17 protein-coding genes are annotated in these 18,471 nt (G+C 50.0%); 8 read left to right on the forward strand and 9 right to left on the reverse strand.

Translation table 11 applies throughout. The annotated features are described in order from the left end of the window. The first annotated feature begins 259 nt into the window (after positions 1-259). Both putA and A7K98_RS21340 read left to right on the forward strand, forming a co-directional pair. Complete coding sequence (gene putA / locus A7K98_RS11055) at positions 260-4,213, forward strand: trifunctional transcriptional regulator/proline dehydrogenase/L-glutamate gamma-semialdehyde dehydrogenase (RefSeq protein ID WP_232461526.1); 3,954 nt, start codon at positions 260-262, stop codon at positions 4,211-4,213. 295 nt (positions 4,214-4,508) lie between these two features. Further along, a complete protein-coding gene (locus tag A7K98_RS21340; RefSeq protein WP_157665926.1) occupies positions 4,509-4,631 on the forward strand; it encodes a small membrane protein in 123 nt (40 codons plus the stop codon). 62 nt (positions 4,632-4,693) lie between these two features. On the opposite strand, the gene A7K98_RS11060 is transcribed toward A7K98_RS21340, so the two are convergent. Further along, positions 4,694-5,683 carry a helix-turn-helix transcriptional regulator gene (locus A7K98_RS11060; RefSeq protein ID WP_087490470.1) on the reverse strand — a complete coding sequence of 330 codons (990 nt, stop codon included), beginning with the start codon at positions 5,681-5,683 and terminating at the stop codon, positions 4,694-4,696. Between the two features lie 168 nt (positions 5,684-5,851). After that, a complete protein-coding gene (locus A7K98_RS11065; RefSeq protein WP_087488606.1) occupies positions 5,852-6,265 on the reverse strand; it encodes a carboxymuconolactone decarboxylase family protein in 414 nt (137 codons plus the stop codon). Positions 6,266-6,367: 102 nt separating this feature from the next. Between A7K98_RS11065 and A7K98_RS11070 the strand changes: the two genes are divergently transcribed. Beyond that, complete coding sequence (locus tag A7K98_RS11070) at positions 6,368-7,273, forward strand: LysR family transcriptional regulator (RefSeq protein WP_087488607.1); 906 nt, start codon at positions 6,368-6,370, stop codon at positions 7,271-7,273. Here the strand turns inward: A7K98_RS11070 and A7K98_RS11075 are convergent. The 5 genes from A7K98_RS11075 to A7K98_RS11095 form a co-directional block, all read right to left on the reverse strand. Beyond that, positions 7,256-7,777: a flagella biosynthesis regulatory protein FliZ gene (locus tag A7K98_RS11075; RefSeq protein WP_087488608.1), complete on the reverse strand. Its 522-nt coding sequence runs from the start codon at positions 7,775-7,777 to the stop codon at positions 7,256-7,258. The two genes, A7K98_RS11070 and A7K98_RS11075, sit on opposite strands and share 18 nt — an antisense overlap. 35 nt (positions 7,778-7,812) lie before the next feature. Beyond that, positions 7,813-8,532 (reverse strand): RNA polymerase sigma factor FliA, encoded by a 720-nt coding sequence (locus A7K98_RS11080; RefSeq protein ID WP_087488609.1) that lies wholly within the window; start codon positions 8,530-8,532, stop codon positions 7,813-7,815. Between the two features lie 143 nt (positions 8,533-8,675). Beyond that, entirely contained in the window at positions 8,676-9,482 is an 807-nt protein-coding gene (locus tag A7K98_RS11085) for a glycosyltransferase family 2 protein (protein ID WP_087488610.1), read from the reverse strand. Positions 9,483-9,514: 32 nt separating this feature from the next. After that, positions 9,515-13,213: a glycosyltransferase family 2 protein gene (locus A7K98_RS11090; protein WP_087488611.1), complete on the reverse strand. Its 3,699-nt coding sequence runs from the start codon at positions 13,211-13,213 to the stop codon at positions 9,515-9,517. Positions 13,214-13,285: 72 nt separating this feature from the next. Then, positions 13,286-14,104: a flagellin N-terminal helical domain-containing protein gene (locus A7K98_RS11095; protein ID WP_087488612.1), complete on the reverse strand. Its 819-nt coding sequence runs from the start codon at positions 14,102-14,104 to the stop codon at positions 13,286-13,288. A 236-nt stretch (positions 14,105-14,340) separates the two neighbouring features. On the opposite strand from A7K98_RS11095, the gene fliD reads away from it, so the two are divergent. Genes fliD through A7K98_RS11115 form a run of 3 tightly spaced genes read left to right on the forward strand, consistent with a single transcriptional unit; the run spans position 14,341 to position 16,489 of the window. Beyond that, positions 14,341-15,771, forward strand: a complete 1,431-nt coding sequence (fliD, locus tag A7K98_RS11105) for a flagellar filament capping protein FliD (protein ID WP_087488614.1) — start codon at positions 14,341-14,343, stop codon at positions 15,769-15,771. Positions 15,772-15,791: 20 nt separating this feature from the next. Next, the gene (gene fliS, locus A7K98_RS11110; protein ID WP_232461635.1) at positions 15,792-16,175 is read left to right on the forward strand and encodes a flagellar export chaperone FliS; all 384 of its coding nucleotides are present in this window, start codon (positions 15,792-15,794) and stop codon (positions 16,173-16,175) included. A gap of 11 nt (positions 16,176-16,186) precedes the next feature. Next, complete coding sequence (locus A7K98_RS11115) at positions 16,187-16,489, forward strand: hypothetical protein (protein ID WP_087488616.1); 303 nt, start codon at positions 16,187-16,189, stop codon at positions 16,487-16,489. A 15-nt stretch (positions 16,490-16,504) separates the two neighbouring features. Here the strand turns inward: A7K98_RS11115 and yedD are convergent, their stop codons facing one another. Beyond that, entirely contained in the window at positions 16,505-16,984 is a 480-nt protein-coding gene (yedD, locus tag A7K98_RS11120; protein WP_087488617.1) for a lipoprotein YedD, read from the reverse strand. 196 nt (positions 16,985-17,180) lie between these two features. Between yedD and A7K98_RS11125 the strand changes: the two genes are divergently transcribed. Beyond that, entirely contained in the window at positions 17,181-17,504 is a 324-nt protein-coding gene (locus A7K98_RS11125; RefSeq protein WP_087488618.1) for a DUF6388 family protein, read from the forward strand. Positions 17,505-17,620: 116 nt separating this feature from the next. After that, positions 17,621-17,725 carry a small membrane protein YniD gene (gene yniD / locus A7K98_RS21570; RefSeq protein ID WP_232461527.1) on the forward strand — a complete coding sequence of 35 codons (105 nt, stop codon included), beginning with the start codon at positions 17,621-17,623 and terminating at the stop codon, positions 17,723-17,725. On the opposite strand, the gene A7K98_RS11130 is transcribed toward yniD, so the two are convergent. Continuing rightward, positions 17,722-18,102, reverse strand: coding sequence for a helix-turn-helix domain-containing protein (locus tag A7K98_RS11130; RefSeq protein WP_087488619.1), 381 nt, complete (start codon positions 18,100-18,102; stop codon positions 17,722-17,724). The two genes, yniD and A7K98_RS11130, sit on opposite strands and share 4 nt — an antisense overlap. Positions 18,103-18,471: the final 369 nt, after the last annotated feature.

Genomic DNA, 18,471 nt, shown 5'->3' on the forward strand with positions numbered 1-18,471 from the left:
GTCGAACGCACTTATTTTTTATTCACAACCCGCGCCGGATCAAATTTTTCAACTTTGCAACTTTATGCAACCCTGTTTTACCGGCATAAATACCCTGTCAGCGTCTGCTGCAGAGGATTTACTGCTGACATTAACTTTCTTATTTTTTCAGCAGGGGTATTACCTTTAATATCCATAAGTTTTTCATAGTTGCAACAGGTTGCAACTTAATGGATATTGAGGTGCAACCTATAATAATTTAGCGCAAACGGAGACAGACATGGCCACCACCACCACGATGGGTGTAAAGCTGGACGAAGAAACCAGGGAGCGGCTTAAAAATGCCGCACAGAAAATAGACCGGACGCCCCACTGGCTGATTCGCCAGGCAGTGTTTAATTTACTGGAATCGATCGAGTCCGGTAACAGTCCCTTGTTTTCTGAGCAGCTTTCCGGCGGCCATGAATCAGACTCAACCCCGCTAAAAGATGAACCATTACCCCCTTTCCTGGATTTCGCTGAGCAGGTTCTGCCACAGTCTGTCATCCGTTCGGCTATCACTGCTGCATGGCGGCGCCCGGAAACCGATGCGGTCCCGATGATTCTTGAACAGGCCCGGTTCACTCCGGCAATGTCAGAAAAGACCCGTCATCTGGCCCTGCAACTGGCAGAAAAATTGCGTCTGCAAAAACTCAGCAGCGGACGAGCCGGAATGGTGCAAAGTCTGTTACAGGAATTTTCTCTTTCTTCTCAGGAAGGTGTGGCGCTGATGTGTCTGGCGGAAGCACTACTGCGTATCCCTGACAAGCCCACGAGAGATGCTCTAATCCGCGATAAAATCAGCCACGGTAACTGGCAGTCTCACCTCGGCAGGAGTTCTTCTCTGTTTGTAAACGCAGCGACCTGGGGATTACTGGTGACGGGCAAGCTAGTCGCTACCCATAATGAGGCCAGCCTGTCACGCTCGCTTAACCGAATTATCGGTAAAAGTGGTGAGCCGGTAGTGCGCAAAGGCGTTGATATGGCCATGCGTCTGATGGGTGAGCAGTTTGTCACCGGCGAAACCATTGCTGAAGCACTGGCTAACGCGCGGAAACTGGAAGATAAAGGTTTCCGTTACTCTTACGACATGTTGGGTGAAGCCGCTCTGACCAAAAAAGATGCCGAAGCTTACCTGCTGTCCTACCAGCAGGCTATTCACGCTATTGGTAAAGCCTCCAATGGTCGCGGCATTTATGAAGGACCGGGAATTTCCATCAAACTTTCGGCCCTACATCCCCGCTATCAGCGAGCGCAGTACGACCGCGTAATGTCAGAACTTTATCCGGTACTGAAATCCCTGACATTGCTGGCCCGGGAATATGATATTGGTATCAATATCGATGCTGAAGAAGCTGACAGGCTGGAATTGTCACTCGATTTACTCGAAAAACTCTGCTTTGAACCTGAACTGGAAGGCTGGAACGGTATTGGCTTTGTTATCCAGGCCTACCAGAAACGCTGCCCGTTCGTTATAGACTCGCTGATTGATCTGGCAGAGCGCAGCCACCGCAGGCTGATGATACGTCTGGTAAAAGGTGCCTACTGGGACAGTGAAATTAAACGCGCCCAGACAGAAGGACTGGAGGGCTATCCGGTCTATACGCGGAAAATCTATACCGATGTCTCTTATCTGGCCTGTGCCCGCAAACTGCTGTCGGTGCCAAACCTGATTTATCCGCAATTTGCCACTCACAATGCACAGAGTCTGGCGGCAATTTATCAGCTGGCTGGTAATAACTACTATCCCGGCCAGTACGAATTTCAGTGTCTGCATGGGATGGGGGAACCGCTGTATGAGCAGGTCGTAGGCCCGCTGTCGGAAGGTAAACTCAACCGCCCTTGCCGCATCTACGCTCCGGTCGGTACCCATGAAACACTGCTGGCTTATCTGGTCAGGCGTTTGCTGGAAAACGGTGCCAATACCTCGTTTGTTAACCGGATTGCCGATAAAACCCTGTCAATCGACGACCTGATTATCGACCCGGTGCTGGCTACCGAACAACTGGCCCGTGAAGAAGGCATTACCGGATTACCTCATCCAAAAATCCCGTTGCCGCGTGAGTTATACCACGGTGACCGGCAGAACTCTTCGGGTATTGATCTGGCCAATGAACATCGTCTGGCCTCGTTGTCGAGCGCCCTGTTAAACAGTGCCGCTAAACCCTGGCTGGCTGAGCCGCTTATTGATGCTGAGCCGCTGGCAGAACAGTTGCGTCCGGCGGCCCTGCCCGTGACCAATCCGTCATCAGCGCAGGACATCGTTGGTTATGTCAGGGAGTCCACCGAACAGGAAGTCAGTGCAGCTCTGAAAGCCAGTAACGCTGCCTGTACTATCTGGTTTGCTACACCTCCTCAGGAACGGGCAGCCATCCTCAATAATGCTGCCATGTTGATGGAAGATCAGATACAAACGCTGATCGGAATTCTGGTGCGTGAAGCAGGGAAAACATTCCAGAATGCCATTGCTGAAGTGCGCGAAGCTGTCGATTTTCTGCGTTATTACGCAGCAGCCGTGTCCGCTGATTTTGATAACGATACTCACCGTCCGCTGGGTCCGGTCGTCTGTATCAGTCCGTGGAATTTCCCGCTGGCCATTTTCACGGGCCAGATAGCTGCCGCGCTGGCCGCCGGTAATGCTGTGCTGGCAAAACCTGCCGAGCAGACACCGCTGATTGCAATGAGAGCCGTACAAATACTGCATGAAGCGGGAGTTCCGCATGGCGTGTTGCAGCTACTGCCTGGTCAGGGTGAAACCACCGGAGCGCAACTGGTGGCCGATCCTTCTGTCCGTGGGGTAATTTTCACCGGCTCGACGGCAGTGGCCTCGTTGTTGCAACGTAATATCTCCGGCCGGCTGGATCCTCAGGGACAACCGGTTCCGTTAATTGCGGAGACCGGCGGAGTTAACGCAATGATCGTCGATTCGTCCGCACTGACCGAGCAGGTAGTGGCTGATGTAATAGCTTCCGCTTTTGACAGTGCCGGACAACGTTGTTCTGCCCTGCGCTTGCTGTGTTTGCAGGAAGATATCGCCGACCATACTCTGGAGATGCTGCGGGGAGCGATGGCCGAATATCGCACCGGAAATCCGGAGCTTTTGACAACCGATATTGGCCCGGTCATTGATGAGGAAGCTCAGCAAATGATCGAGCAACATATTGCTTCAATGGCAGACCAGGGCTTTAAAGTCAGCCGGATTACCCATCCGGACAGCGGGAAACTGACAGCACTGAACAACGGACGCTTTGTTGTCCCGACACTGATTGAGGCTGAACGTCCGACTGATTTACAACGCGAGGTGTTCGGTCCGGTACTGCATGTCGTGCGTTATGCCCGCAACCAACTCTCATCGCTGATTGATGAGATTAATGCCACCGGATATGGCCTGACATTCGGCGTTCATACCCGCATTGATGAAACTATCAATCATGTTACCCGTGATATCTGTGCAGGTAACCTGTATGTGAACCGTAATATGGTCGGCGCGGTAGTAGGAGTTCAACCCTTTGGCGGTGAAGGACTCTCCGGGACAGGGCCAAAAGCTGGCGGGCCTCTTTATCTCTACCGGTTACTCTCTTCACGTCCCGACAACGGACCTAAAGTGACATTGTCACGACTGGCTGCACCACAGACTGAACAGGTTGTTCCTGCTCCGTTTACTGCCCTCAGCAACTTTGCGGCAACTCTGGACAATCAGTTACTGACCGCACAATGCCGGCAGTTTGCTGATAATAATCAAAGCCATACTCTCAGACTGCTCAATGGCCCGACCGGCGAACGCAACAGCTATGCACTATTGCCACGCGAGCGTATCTGGTGCGTCGCGGACAATCAGCAGGATGCTTTTTGCCAGCTGGCTGCCGTCACCTGCACCGGTTGCCGGGTACTATGGAATGATAATGAGCTGAGCCGCAGCTGGCTGGAACAACTGCCTGTGGAAGTCCGTCAGCAAATTGACCTGAGTGATAAAGCAGTCAGTGAGCAGTATGATGCGGTTATCTTTCATGGTGATGCGGATCAACTCAGTTTGTTGTGCCAGCAGGTTGCCGTACGCAACGGCCCTATTGTCTCAGTACAAGGGTTTTCGCGGGGTGAAACTTCAATCCTGACCGAAAGGTTGTTGCTGGAACGGGCGGTCAGTGTGAATACTGCCGCCGCCGGGGGTAATGCAAGCCTGATGACTATCGGCTAACCGGACTTTCCCATGGCGTTCTTCAGCGCCATGGGATATCGCAGTTTTATTCCTGTTTGTTCATTCCCCGGCCACATTTCCCCCCGGGCGCCCTGTTTTCTCTGCTTCCTCTACTTTCTCTGCCAGCTGATGCCCGTTGACCAGTCTTGAGGCTAAACGCTGTTTACCGCGTTATTATTTGAAATCATAGTAGTCAGCACTTTCTCCGTGTGTGATTCCGTCTGTTCAGCCGGGAATAAATTACGCCGGAGCAAACCCTTTCTCTGTGTTATTTTATGCCAAGGATAAAGTACTGATGAACTTAACTACCGCAGCTTTATTAATCATTGCTGTTATTTTAGTCGCCACAGCCATCTACAGTTTATATTCATATCTGAAAGAAAGAAGATACAAAAAATTTCCGACATATCGACGTTAACTCTGCAAAAGTTAAACTTACAGAATAACTGATAACATAATAACTACGGATGTAACAGAAAGTCACTCAGCATTTAACGAAGATATCCCGGAATGAGCACAATGGTAATCACGCCATAATTTTGGTGTCACCTGAAATCTTTCACGAAATAATTTACCAAACCGCGAGTGGCTGACAAATCCGCATTTCCAGGAAATAATTTCGATACGCATCTCAGGATGCGTTTCCAGTAATTCACGGGCGGCATTTAAACGACACTCACGTATTACAGCCATCACCGAAGTGTTTTGTTCCTGGAATGCCCGGTCAAGGCTGGCTCTGGAGCATTTCATCATCACAGACAATAAATCAGGATTTAAATCAGGCAGAGAATAGTTCTGTTGAATCAATGAGCTGGCGCTGTTAAATAACCACGCACGTTTCCCTGTAGCCTGCAATCCCTTCTCCTTAGCAATATCAGATAACAGCAGCAACCCCATATTCATTAAACCGTCCACTACTGTTTCGGTTTCCCGCTGTGACAGAAAATGTGAACTATTGTCCAGTAACTGCATATGGGATTTTATAAACCCGGCCAGCGGGTGTTTATCAGCCACCACTACAGGGGTATTTATTTTACCGCTGAATAATGGGGAGCTGAGTGCGGTCGAAGGAATAACATACAACTGCTTTACCCCTTTCGCATGATAATGATAGAAATTCGCGCGCTGATGAATAAATAAACTTCCCGGGCGGACACGTGCCGATACCGAACGGTCACGACCACTGACAATTTGTTCCCCTTCCATTAGCATGGAAATAAATACTGAAGTTTCGGACACGGCATGCGGGTCAAATATTGTCTGATTTTCCGACCCCATAGCGCTGCAGTAATCTCCACCAGTCGCGGAAATAGTTTTATGTTTGGCAATAATATCTTCTGGTCGTCGGTTATTAACTACACGAATACCATAACAGCTCAGGTTTTCTTCAATATCATGAAATCGCTTTTCCGGATCAATAGCCGAGGCTTCCAGAATATGCTGGGTATATAATGATGATGGCCGGGTCATATTAGCATTCTTATCTGCCAGCAAGTGGCAATGGGACTTTACGATTACCTTACAAAATTTCCCGGCCAAACACCATCAATGAATCATAAATTTTTCTTGTACAAGTAAGTCACAACAAGGTCAGACAAAAAATACAATATTGTGTCTGTTCAGCTTATCAGACTTTGATTACATTCCTGTTTCACTTGCTACTGCCGCCGTATCCTCAGCGGGTAAAATATCACGAATATTTACCAAAGCATTGCGCACTGCTGCCCCTCCGGCATAAAACAACAACTGTAATATGCTTTCGATGATCTCCACCCTGCTGGCACCGGCATTGAGTGCTGCCAGCGTGTGCGCCCTTAACTGTGGAACCGGATGACCCAGGGTGACACAAGAGGCTATAACAACCAGTTCACGAATTTTAGGTTCCAGTCCGGGACGGCTCAGAATCCCTCCCATCGCCCATTCAATAGAAATGTCAGTAAAGTCAGGACAGAGACCGGCCATATCCTGTTTCAATGCCTCTCCGGCTCCATTACCGTACAAACTTTCAAACAGTTGCATGCCGCGCTGACGTAATTCCGGGTGACTTATCATGTTCTGACTCCGTAATAGTGGTGATAGCGCTATTAAAATTGATTAACCTGACTTGATAAACAGCGATATACTTTTGTCTTTCACAAGTTTTACCTGGTAATTATGAACAAACTGGAAAGTATGGCGGTGTTTATCCGGGTCGCAGAGAAAGGCAGTTTTGCCGCAGTCGCTGAAGAGGCCGGGATCAGTGCCACCATGGTCGGCCTGCATATTAAAGCGCTGGAAAAATTGTTAGGAGTCAGGCTGTTGCATCGCACTACCCGGCGGCAAAGCCTGACTGAGTTTGGTCTGAGCTACTATCAACGCTGCTGTGACATCCTGTCCCGGGTTGAGGAAGCTGAATTACTGGCCGGAGAACTGCAAGCCACTCCCCGCGGACGGTTAAGGGTGGCTTCACCGGTGACTTTCGGCGCCCATGTTCTGTCTCCGCTATGCGCTGACTTTCTGACACAATACCCGCAGGTTAATATTGAACTGGTACTGAGTGATGTGATTCCTGATATGGCTGAACAGGCAATTGATATCGCAATTCGTATTGGCGAGACCGACAATATCAACGCCTTTTTTGCACGATCGCTGGCCCCTTATCGCTCTGTTATCTGTGCTTCTGCCAGTTACCTCAGACAATACGGGGTACCACAGCGCCCGGAAGATTTGAGCATTCATCGCTGTCTGGGATTTGCCCATCCACAAGCCAGTAAGTGCTGGACTTTGCAATCAGACGGTAAGCCACTGCGTATCCCTGTCAGTCTGTGTATGGCGGTTAATAATGGTGAAGCCCTGCGTGCTGCAGCCCTCAAAGGATTAGGGATTATCATGCAACCGGAAATTTTACTGGCCGAAGACATTCAGCAGCAACGGCTGATTCCGTTGCTGGATGCATTCCTTCCGCCCGCCAAACCTGTTCAGGTTGTCAGCTTCGCCGACCGGCAACCATTGCCGGCACACCGACGTTTTATTGAAATGCTGACGACACAGTTAGGAGAACAGCTATCTGTAATCCGCTGATGCCGCTTCCGGCGTCTCTGCCGGAAAGTAACAGGCATACTTTGCCAGAGCTATCCGGTAATTAATCCGGCTTTTTTCCGGCAACAGCTCATCCCACAATTCCGGAGACTGGTAGTCTGGCAATTTATCCGGGGTATAGCCCTGTTCAGTTAATGCCTGGTCAAGGCGCCGTAAACGCATCACATATTCTCTGACGGTCGCCAGACATAAACAGCCGTCAGCCAGCAGAGCCTGCTTAAAAGCCTGAATGTCGAACAGTGTTGGTTGGCGGCCATTGCTGACCGTGGAACAGAACCGGCAAACTGGTTCCAGCCGGGCCATAAATGCCTGCCACTGTGCCGCAGACACCGGGTGATCCATATGCATAATATCCTTGTGACTAATCAGTTTTCCGGACAGTAACAACCGCACCCGACTGAGCTCACTGCCACAACTGTTACAGTGGTGTTGTGCATATTTATAATCCCGAATATAGCGACTTAAACGCTGATAGTTAGTTTTCATAATAGTTACGCGCTCCGGCGCTAAGTATTCTTCCGTTAATCGTCTTTAAGACGAGCCCGCAGCCGTTTAATTGCCTGGCTGTGTAACTGGCTGACCCTTGATTCGCCGACATTCAGGACCGCGCCGATTTCTTTCAGGTTGAGCTCATCATGGTAGTAGAGGTTGAGGACTTGTTTTTCCCGTTCAGGCAGGCCATCAATCGCCTGTAACACCTGTTTTCGCAGACTGTTGTCGAGTAACTGACACAATGGATTACTCTCTTCGCGGTGCTCCATCATCAGTTCAGCGCCATCGCCATTGTCTTCACATAACGTTTCCAGTGAAAACAACTGGCTGGTATTGGTCTCCATCAGAATTTGCCGGTAATCAGCCAGGCTCATTTTCAGGTGGGCAGCTATCTCCTGCTCACCTGCCTGTTTGCCGGTCATTTGCTCCAGCTGAGCAATGGCTGCCGCCACCTCACGCGCTTCACGCCGGACCCGTCGTGGTACCCAGTCGCGACTACGTAACTCATCCAGCATCGCACCTCTGATCCTTTGGACCGCATAGGTGGTAAAGACCGTCCCTTGTGCCGCATCATAACGGTCTATTGCATTCAGCAGACCAATCCCTCCCGCCTGGATCAGGTCATCCAGGTCAACACTGGCGGGCAGTCTCACCTGCAGCCGCAAGGCCTCATGCCTTACCAGCTGTATATATTGCTGCCAGATATCCTGTTTATCAGTGACACCTTCGGCGGTGTATAAACTCTCCACTGTTCCGTCCTGATTTGCTAAGGCTGTAGAGAAATTATCGACCGGCAGGCATCGGAACTATCGAAGGAAAAAAGAGTTAAAATTAAATGTGTTAACCGGCTGAATAACCTGCCGGTAACCTGAAATAATTACCGGCACAGAGATTAATGGCGGGAAGAAAAACGCTGGCTGATGTTGCGTAGTGACTGAATAGCTTCCTGAGAACCGGCTAGCGGTAATGTTGAGAGTGAAAAACCATATTTTTCTTTGAATTGCAGGGCGGCTGTCATGCAGACAGCCCGAAACGTCAGCTGGCTACAGATGGTGGACTGACGGGGACTCCAACCCTCATCTCCCAGATAATCCCCTGAGTTTTCGATATCGGCAAAATAGGAGAACGGCGGGTGCATTCCCGCCTGTATGATGCGCCAGCTGTGTTCCACGTGCTCCAGCGCGTTATAAAAAATTTCATCCATCAGCCCTGCCTTTTGCAGACAACGGCGACTGTAATAAGAAAAAGCACCTACGCAACTGGGATAAAGTGGCAGGCAGAATGAAGCATAATTCACCTGCAACCTTGGCCGGGGCAGCCCCTGCTCATCCACGTTATAAGGCCCATGTAATCCAAAGTTGAAATGCTGTATGCCGGTTTCTTCAGAGGCGGCAATATAACGTTCAAAGACTTGTGGATCTTTAAGATAAATATCATCTTCTATCAGGAAAAAATGGTCGATATTCTGTGTCAGCAGATATCTGAGTGCAGTGTTTTTACTGCATCCTACCCCCTGGTTCTGCGGATTTTCTACCAGAGTCGCCTGCAGTGAGTGATATTCAGCTTCATGCTTCCCGTCATTCACGATAATCAGCGCATCAATCTGCTGTTTAGGTAAAGAGTTCCAGAGCCGGAGTAGCCCTGACTTACGATTGCAGGTCACAATTCCTACTCCGATACGTCCTCGTTGTCTGTTCATTACTGATTCCTGTAACTTATACAAATGCTGGACTATCCCAGCCAGGCCTGTTGCCATTCCGTCAGCGACTGCGGAGTCAACAGCCAGTCACAACGGACTGCCTGTTGTAATGCATCGCCTCTGGCGGCCAGTAGCTGTGGGTCAGATAAATGCTCATGAATTGCTTTCATCCAGTGCCTGAAATGGTTTTTTACCCGTGTTACCGGGAGTGAGCCACGATAAGGTTCAATATCACTGCAGATCACCGGAATACCACAGGCACCCAGTTCCAACAGGCGCAGGTTACTTTTACATTCATTAAACAGATTAATTTCCAGCGGGACTAAAGCCAGATCGAGACTGAGGCTGGCCAGCTTTTGAGGATACCAGTCAAACGGTACGCCACTGTGAAACTCACAACTGACCTGCGCCGGTTTCATCCCCATAAACACCCACTCCACCTGATTACCTAATACCTCAATCAGTGGCCGGAGAATAGCCAGGTCCCCGTCATGACTGTTTCCTCCCGCCCAACCCACGCGGGGTTTGCGCCCCTGATTCCGGGCACTGGATAATGCCCCCCATTGCAACGGGTTAAGCCGGTTCTGCGCGACACGGATATCACTGTGCAACTCTGAATAAGAGTCAGCCAGTGCTGTTGTAGATACCACCAGATGATCGGCCAGCTCCATAGTTCGTCTCAAACGGCTGGCAATGTCTTTAGGGAGCTTCTGACGGTTATGATTCTGTCGAGGCAGACAAAGGAAGTAGTCATCATATTCCATGATAATTTTTGCGCCGGATAACTGTCGGAACTGACGGACCGTTTCTTCAATCTGCGGATCGAACGGCATCTGTAGTAACAGAATGTCAGGCTGGAACGCGGCAACCTCCATAGCGGCAGGCAAACCATGGATCAAACCACCTTCGAGTTGCAACTGCTGTTCCAGTAACTGATAGGGTTCAATCACCCGATAGTGACCGCAGCCGGTATAATTAACATGTCCCGCTATCATCACCGGCAATGGCCGGCCCGGTAACGCGGGTTGCACTCTGGCGGTACGGTGTGACAGGCTGAAAGGTTGTCCGATCCGGCTAAAGTGTCGGTGGTAACGAATGTCCTGACATAACACGCCCTGCCAACGTTCACGCAATGCATCATTACCCCGCAGTTCTGCTTCAGCTTCGGCCGCATAACAGGTGGCGGAGAGCCGGGTAGCACCGCCCATATGTTGCAGCACCGCCTGCGGCGTCCAGACCACCAGATAGCCTTGCTGGCGAACTCTGAGGCAAAAATCGATATCGGCCGCTCCACCTGAAAAATGCTGTGCATCGAAACCGTTGACCTCATCAAACACACTGCGGCGAACTAACATACAGGACGCACTAATGGCCGAAACCTGCTGAGCCGTTTGCAGGTAATGAGCATATCCGGCAGTTGATGCGGGTGCGTCACGAAATATTTCAGTTACTCCGTTGCCAAAACCGGTGATAAATCCCGCATGCTGGATGCGACCGTCAGCATATCGCTGCTGAGCACCGGTCACTGCAACTTCCGGGCGGTGGGCAATTTCCAGCATGGCATTCAGCCAGCCGGAATCACTAAAACTGCAGTCATTGTTCAGAAACAGCAGATACTCACCAGACGCTTGCGTAGCGGCATAATTATTAATGGCTGCAAAATTAAAGGTTTCAGGCCAGCGTAGTATTTTCAGATTTCTGAGTTTCAGCGCCTGTAACTGATTCAGATAATCACAGGCGTCCGGCTGGCAGGAACCGTTATCCACAATCAGCAGTTCATAGTCAGGCCAACTGGTATTTTCCGTTAAACTGTCCAGACAACGCTGCAACAATGACTGGTTATCACGGGTAACAATAATGATGGATACACGGGCGGTGAGTGGTAAGGGATAACGCAACTGGTCCGGTCGGCCATCGGCCCCCGGTTCTATCCAGCCGTCACTGCAACAACGCTGCAGGTGCCGGTGGGTGATCTCCCTGCGCAGAGCCGTGTGAGTATCTTTCACCGGACGTTCCGGTATCAGTAGCAGCGCCTCCGGCAGGTGTCCGACTGCCGCCGGGCCTGAGTGTTCCAGTATCTGCCAGATAAGCTCACAGAAGATCAGTTCGTGTCTCACTGAGATTTGCGGCAGATAGCGTTTAATACACTCGCCAGTGACCAGCATCTCTTCCCCCGGATAATGCCGGCTGCGTAACAGGTCGATATTGCAGTCAGGTTTGAGCAACAACTGAGCATCCTCAACACTGTCTCCCTGTAAAGCATCGCTGTAGCAGACCTGAATTTCCGGATGCTGTAACCGATACCCGGCAAACAATAGCAGGCTGTCATTCAGACAACGGGTTCCGGCTTCAATGACCAGCCAACTGTTGGTCAGATAACCCGCGATTGCCTGCTGGAGCGCCTGTCCGTCAACCGGCAATGACAGTTGTCGTTCAGAGCCCTGCAACAACGACGGATAATCCTGTGTGCTAATCAGCAGACACTGGTCCGCTTTCAGTGACTGCTGGCGTACTGACAGCAGGCTGTTTTCACAGCATGTTCGATCATGTCCCCGGTCGAGAATAATCACCCCGATTCGCGCCGCCTCCCCCTGTCCTGCAATAATGGCTGACAGCACAGCCCTCCGGGTCTCGCTAATCTCCCGCTGCTTTAACCACTGAAGCAATGGACGGCTGTTATCTGCCTGCTGTGCCAGAATATTTCTCACCATTGTCCATTCTTTAGCCTGCGGATCACTCAGTGTCAGCATGACGGGAGCCGGAAGAGAATCAAGCAGTGGCGGTAACAGCGCCGATAATGACCAGTTCTGCAATGCAGTGGATTGAAATTCTACCGCCCATTGCTGTGCCCCGGCATAGCCGTTGATTAATGCGTCACAGTACTGTGGAATGTCAGGCAGGCCATCTCCCGTGGCAATGAAGAAATTGTCGCTATCCACTGTCAGTGACTGCTCTGTCAGATAACCATGCCAGCCTCCCTGTCCGGCAATACACGCCGGAATCCCCAGACACAGAGCGCGGGCCACCAGCTGATGTTCTGCCACCACCAGCTGATACTGGCTGAGTTGTTGATTAGTCAGTTCTGCGGTTTGCTGAGTAATCAACATCACATCCAGACGAATGCCCCGTAAACGGAGCAGCGTCGTCAGCTCTCCCAGTGCCGGAGTCAGATTCTGAGTTGCCCAAAGGATTTGCTTAAGTTCACCCGTGGGTGAACTGACGGTGCCGCTGTCGTCGTCATCGAATGCCAGAGGTAACAATCTCATGGCTGGACCCGATGATCCCCGTAAACGCTGAGCTGCATAGCAGAGCGGAGAATCAGTGACAATACGCCAGGCGAGTGGGTTTTCCAGCCCACAGATCTCTTCACTGATACCCGGCGTAGCTGCCGAAAAATGCTGAAACAGACATATTCCCTCCAGCTCCCCCTGATGCATAAGCTCAGTCAGCCTGGCAGACAGGTAGCCGTTACACACCCAGATAAGTTGATACTGATGGTAAAGATTGTCGGAGGATTTTGGTGACGAAGGTGAGTCGTTATCAATAAACAGCCGCAGTGGCCCTGTGGCAGAAAGTTCAGCCAGTTGTTGCCGGTAATCTCCGTCAATCAACCGCGCAGTAATATCTACTGACCAGCCTTGTCGCAGAAACCATCTGGCCAGTCGAGGAAGCAACGATTCCGCCGCTGTAAACTGTCGGAGTTTATCCAGCGAAAAAAGTATTCTCTGCATGCCTGTCTCCTGTCGGTGCAATACACAACAAAACCCCGCAAAGCGGGGTTAAGTCTTCACCACAATGTCTGATTAGCCTTGCAGCAGTGACAGGACAGTCTGTGGAACCTGGTTTGCTTTAGACAGCACAGAAGTACCGGCTTGTTGCAGGATTTGCGCGCGTGACATGCTGGAAACTTCGGTCGCATAATCCGCATCCTGGATACGAGACTGAGAAGCAGACAGGTTGTTTACAGTAGCATTCAGGTTATTGATGGTGGACTCGAAACGGTTCTGAATCGCACCCAGCCCGCTACGTGCAGTATCCACATCAGAGATACGCGCATCGATATCGGCCAGAGCAGTTGCACCGGTAACACTATAATCGCTACCCAGAGTCTGTGATTTAAAGCCGTTATCTGACAGAGAGATAGAGATAACGTTAGCGTCTGCGCTGTCGTTAGAGCCTACCTGGATGTTGATACTGGTGCTGGTGCTGTCGAACAACTGAATGTTGTTGAATGTTGTTGCACTACCGATACGTTTAATTTCTGACAGACGGGCATCCACCTCAGCCTGAATAGAATCGATATCTGCAGAGCTGTTGGTACCGTTTTTCGCCTGCACGGTCAACTCACGGATACGCTGTAAGTTGGTGTTCATTTCATTCAGTGCACCTTCTGCGGTTTGTGACAGTGAAATACCGTCATTCGCGTTACGTGATGCCTGAGTCAGACCACGGATATTAGATGACATACGGTTGGCAATAGCTTCACCGGCAGCATCATCTTTTGCACTGTTAATACGCAGACCAGAAGAGAGGCGCTCGATAGCAGTACCCAGAGCAGACTGCGCTTTGTTCAGGTTAGTCTGAGTAGTTAAAGACATGATGTTGGTATTAATAACAGCCATGATTTTTATCCTTCAATAAATGAATGTTCATTGAATAAGCAAAAAGGCTTCCCCCTTTGCGTTCATGACTGATATCGGTGATCGGCCGGTTAACTTTAGTCAGTCTCCTGAAAAAAACTGTTTCAGGGGAGTTGGCATACAGACTAAAGCCATCCTGCCGCGCAGGTTGTGGCTTAAACCTTTGCATTTTCAGGCCGATATTGGGGATACACCCTCTGTAAACACAGGATATAGTTATGACCGCTATCAGTAATCTGGATATCAGCAGTAATCTCAACCTGACTGATCTGTACAATAATCTGCAATCAGCAGAACAGGCTAAGCTGACCCCCATTACCAATGAAGCTACTGCCTGTAAAAACAAAATTTCCGCCTTTGGTCAGTTACAAAGTAGCCTGCAGAATCTGCAATCCGCTATTGATGCGCTGACCAAAACCACTACCTTTAATGCCACGGCCGTCACCAGCAACAATCTGTCATTTTCTGCATCAACCGACAGCAGTGCTATCCCGGGTAATTACCAGATAAAAGTGACACAACTGGCCACTGCACAGTCATTACTGTCCGGAAAAATCAGTAGCAGTGATACTGCGCTGGGTAGTTCAGACAGTGGCAGTCGTACGCTGACTCTGCAGACCGGTCAGGGCAGCCCGGTGACACTGACCCTGACAGATAAACAGACCTCGCTGAGTGGTATTGTCGATGCCATCAACCAGAGTGGTGCCGGCATTAACGCCACCAGCATCCGCGCCGCTGACGGGGAATATTATCTCAGCCTGACGGCTAAAGATTCCGGCGAGGGTAATGATATCTCGGTGAGCGTTAGCGGAGATGACCAGTTACAAAGCGTGATTGGATACTCTGCTGCGGACAGCAGTTCAGCCCTGCATCAGACCCGTGCTGCGCAAAATACAAAACTAACCGTAAATGGTATCGCTATCGACAGTAAGAGCAATACCGTCACCAACGCTCCGTCCGGGGTTACACTCAGTCTGAAATCGGTGTCGCAAACAGAAGAGACTCTGGAGATTGGGAATAACACCGATGATACAGTAAAAGCGGTTAAAAACTGGGTAACCGCTTATAACAAATTGCAATCCACTATCGCCAGCCTGACCAGCTTCTCAGGAACCGACACAGCCAGCACGGACTCAACCTCAAATGGCCCGTTAATTGGCGATGGCACCGTGCGAAATATCCAGGTCCGGTTGCAGTCAATGCTGACTCAGCCTCAACAGGGTGCTTATTCAATTCTGGCACAGCTTGGTATCAGCATGGACCCAAACGTGCAGGCCGATGGCTCGACTGGCATCCTGACGGTCGATGACAGCAAGCTGAATGATGCCCTGCAAAGTAATCCGCAGGCAGTCATCAGTTTCTTTACCGGTGATGGTAAAACCAGCGGCTTTGCCACCGCGATGAACAATACTCTCAGTGATATGTTAAATGACAGCGTCGGAAATAAAGGGATGCTGGCAAATGCTATCGATTCTCTGAACAGTAATTATGAAGATCTCAGCAAACGTTACGACAGTATGCAGTCGGGAATAGACAGCACAATGGCCCGTTACAAGACTCAGTTTACGCAGCTGAATAAACTGATGTCGCAGATGGATCAGACCAAGCAATATCTGACATCGCAGTTTGATAATTCATCGGATAAATAAGGAGCAGGCGGGTGAATACAATGACCGGTGCCAATGCGTATGCCAGGGTCAGTGTTGAGAGTGCCGTTCTCAGTGCCGATCAGACACAGCTTACCACCTTATTGTTTGACGGTGCGCTGGGTGCCCTCGCCCGCGCAAAATTATGTATCGGCAGTGGTGACATTGCTGCCCGGGGCCATAACCTGTCAAAAGCGATGGATATTATCGACAACGGCCTGAAAAGGCCGTTGCAGGAGTGGCCGGAGGATCCGCTGGCACAGCAACTCACGTCGCTTTATGACTACATCATCTACCGACTACTGCAGGCTAATCTGCATCAGGATATTGCCGCTGTCAGTGAAGCAGAAACCCTGTTGGGGGATATTGCCAGTGGCTGGAAACAAAGTCTGCAAACCGTCAGCTAGGATAATCAACGATGAATGGTTACTCAGAGTGGCTGGCAGAACTGGTCATGCTTAATCAGCAATTACAAAAGCTGGCGCAGCAGCAAGAATGGCAGGTGCTGGAGAGTTCGGTGACGGATTATCTGCTGCTGGCAGCAAATCCCCCCGTCAGCACAGCCACCGAACGGCAGCAAGGTCAGACAGGCTATCAACAGTTAATTGAAGCGCACCAGTGTCTGACCTCACTGATTAACGGTGCTCTGCAAAAGGCAGGCGAAAATCTCAGTCAGGGCCGGCAGCAGCAACAGCTACTGCAGGCCTATTTCTCTGTCTGACCGCAGTAACAAGGATCAGCTTGCCGGGGTTGCTTCACCGTTGGCAAAGTGATTAAGCAGTAATGTCGGCTGAATATCCTGGATAACCGGCTGATCCGGGTGGCTCTCAGACTCTGCCAGTGCTTTCTGGCATTCAATGGTTGGCTGGCTGACTTTTTTGAGTGTCAGTCCGTCATAGTGCAGAGTATCGCCGACCAGTTTCAGATGCATTGCCCGTAACTGCCGGTTGATGTTGACCATTTTGTCATCCACCATGGCCAGTTTCCCGGGTTTAGCAATCACCCGTTGCCACTGACGACAATCCAGGGTATCGCCCTGCGGGCTAATCAGTAAAGAGGCCATCGCCTGCGGGCTGATTAAACCTTTTTGCGGCCCGTCGGTTTGCCAGACACCGGCAATCCCTGCAGGTGCAGGCAGCTTCACTGCCTGCTGGTAATTGGTGATTTGCACGCAACCGGCCAGGGCCAGTACAGATAACAGCATCCATTTCTTCATATTTATTCTCGGCAAGCCAGGGGGCTGAATTCGGTAATTTGCGGCATAGTATATCGTGTCAGGGGGGGATTGCAGCCCCCTGCACATTTAAACAGGCAGTTTTTGCCGCTGAATTATCACAATCACAGACAGCTCCTGACATCCGGCAGCAGAAAAGTTACAATCCGGCGATGATTTTATTGAAACCTGAACCACGATGAAAACTCCTGAACAATATTATGCCATTGCCCGTGACATGTTTTTTTCTGCCCATCCCTCTTTTAGCGCGGCGCTGGACGAGATCAGTGAAACTGATGCACAACTGGCAGGAATGACTTTGCAACAATGCAGAGAAATGCAGGCTGAGCGTATCTACGCTGCGTTTTTGCGTCAGAAAAAACTGGATGGGATTATTTTCTCTATCCAGCTGGCAGAATCCGACAGACAGGTGGCAGCGGAAGCGATTGAAAACTATTTAAAATCTCATGCCAGTGCCCTCGGCATGACATGGGAAGAATTTTGTATTAAAAACGAACTCTGATCCGATAATCCTCACTCTCCGCAAGTCATTCAGACCGCAACCGGTGGCAGATTGCCAGCTGCCAGCGGGTCTGATAATGTGGCCTCTGCGGGGAATGACAATCCAGGAAAAGCTAAATGGCTAAGGTTATTGGTAAAAAATACGGAAAGATGATCCTTGTTCTGGTACTTATCTGTCTGGGCTTATTACTGCTGCGCTGGGCAGCGATGATCTGGGGCTAGCCTGTAGCGCCTTCATTGTTGCTGGTATAGCCGTCGGGCATTGACTCACAGGAAGCGATCCTTCTGAAGGCTGCCGGAGGCAGATGATATTTTCCTGAGAACGAACGGGTAAACGATTGTTGAGATTCAAAACCATATCTCAGTGAAATTTCCATCACGGTCTCGTTGCTGTTTCGCAAATCTTCTGCCGCCCTCATCAGTTTTTTTTCACGAATATATTTGCCCAGGCTCTGTTTCATCACCTGGTAAAACATACGCTGCAGATGCCAGCGCGAATAGCCTGAACGCTCGGCAACCTGCTCTATTTTAAGTGGCAGATGGATGTTGTCATCGATCCAGTGAGTTAATGTCAGAATCAGTTGTTGTTTTCTGTCCATATTTTCCTCATCAGCAGATGTGATTATTATGAAGAGATTTCCTTGCAGAATTTTGTGCCAAAGGACTATTCCTTACCGGGGCATTATTCGGGCTTAAATAACAGCGACAGTAAGCGATAATCATAATCTGAAACCGCATGAAAAATAATGCACTAAAAAATCATTAGCGCTATGAATGACATTCATAAACAACGTTTCTGAACACGGGGATTTTATGCTCACTATAGTGTACTGATAATCTCAGCCAGCTATCTGCTGAGAGGCTGGTATACACGGAGCTGCGGGGAATTTTGGCTATCTGCTGAACACGAATTATTCTAAACACAAATCAGATAAAATGGGACTATTGCAGAGAAATATTTTCACCGG

It is taken from the genome of Tatumella citrea (genome assembly GCF_002163585.1).
In the GTDB taxonomy this organism is placed as follows: domain Bacteria; phylum Pseudomonadota; class Gammaproteobacteria; order Enterobacterales; family Enterobacteriaceae; genus Tatumella; species Tatumella citrea.

Bases quoted from the DNA above. Each gene is read 5' to 3' on its own strand.
- A7K98_RS11115 (WP_087488616.1), top strand. From the start codon at position 16,187: ATGAATGGTTACTCAGAGTGGCTGGCAGAACTGGTCATGCTTAATCAG.
- A7K98_RS11075 (WP_087488608.1), bottom strand. From the start codon at position 7,777: ATGAAAACTAACTATCAGCGTTTAAGTCGCTATATTCGGGATTATAAA.
- A7K98_RS11130 (WP_087488619.1), bottom strand. From the start codon at position 18,102: ATGGACAGAAAACAACAACTGATTCTGACATTAACTCACTGGATCGAT.
- A7K98_RS11090 (WP_087488611.1), bottom strand. From the start codon at position 13,213: ATGCAGAGAATACTTTTTTCGCTGGATAAACTCCGACAGTTTACAGCG.
- A7K98_RS11125 (WP_087488618.1), top strand. From the start codon at position 17,181: ATGAAAACTCCTGAACAATATTATGCCATTGCCCGTGACATGTTTTTT.
- A7K98_RS11085 (WP_087488610.1), bottom strand. From the start codon at position 9,482: ATGAACAGACAACGAGGACGTATCGGAGTAGGAATTGTGACCTGCAAT.
- A7K98_RS11070 (WP_087488607.1), top strand. From the start codon at position 6,368: ATGAACAAACTGGAAAGTATGGCGGTGTTTATCCGGGTCGCAGAGAAA.
- A7K98_RS11065 (WP_087488606.1), bottom strand. From the start codon at position 6,265: ATGATAAGTCACCCGGAATTACGTCAGCGCGGCATGCAACTGTTTGAA.
- A7K98_RS21340 (WP_157665926.1), top strand. From the start codon at position 4,509: ATGAACTTAACTACCGCAGCTTTATTAATCATTGCTGTTATTTTAGTC.
- yniD (WP_232461527.1), top strand. From the start codon at position 17,621: ATGGCTAAGGTTATTGGTAAAAAATACGGAAAGATGATCCTTGTTCTG.
- yedD (WP_087488617.1), bottom strand. From the start codon at position 16,984: ATGAAGAAATGGATGCTGTTATCTGTACTGGCCCTGGCCGGTTGCGTG.
- fliD (WP_087488614.1), top strand. From the start codon at position 14,341: ATGACCGCTATCAGTAATCTGGATATCAGCAGTAATCTCAACCTGACT.
- putA (WP_232461526.1), top strand. From the start codon at position 260: ATGGCCACCACCACCACGATGGGTGTAAAGCTGGACGAAGAAACCAGG.
- fliS (WP_232461635.1), top strand. From the start codon at position 15,792: ATGACCGGTGCCAATGCGTATGCCAGGGTCAGTGTTGAGAGTGCCGTT.
- A7K98_RS11095 (WP_087488612.1), bottom strand. From the start codon at position 14,104: ATGGCTGTTATTAATACCAACATCATGTCTTTAACTACTCAGACTAAC.
- A7K98_RS11060 (WP_087490470.1), bottom strand. From the start codon at position 5,683: ATGACCCGGCCATCATCATTATATACCCAGCATATTCTGGAAGCCTCG.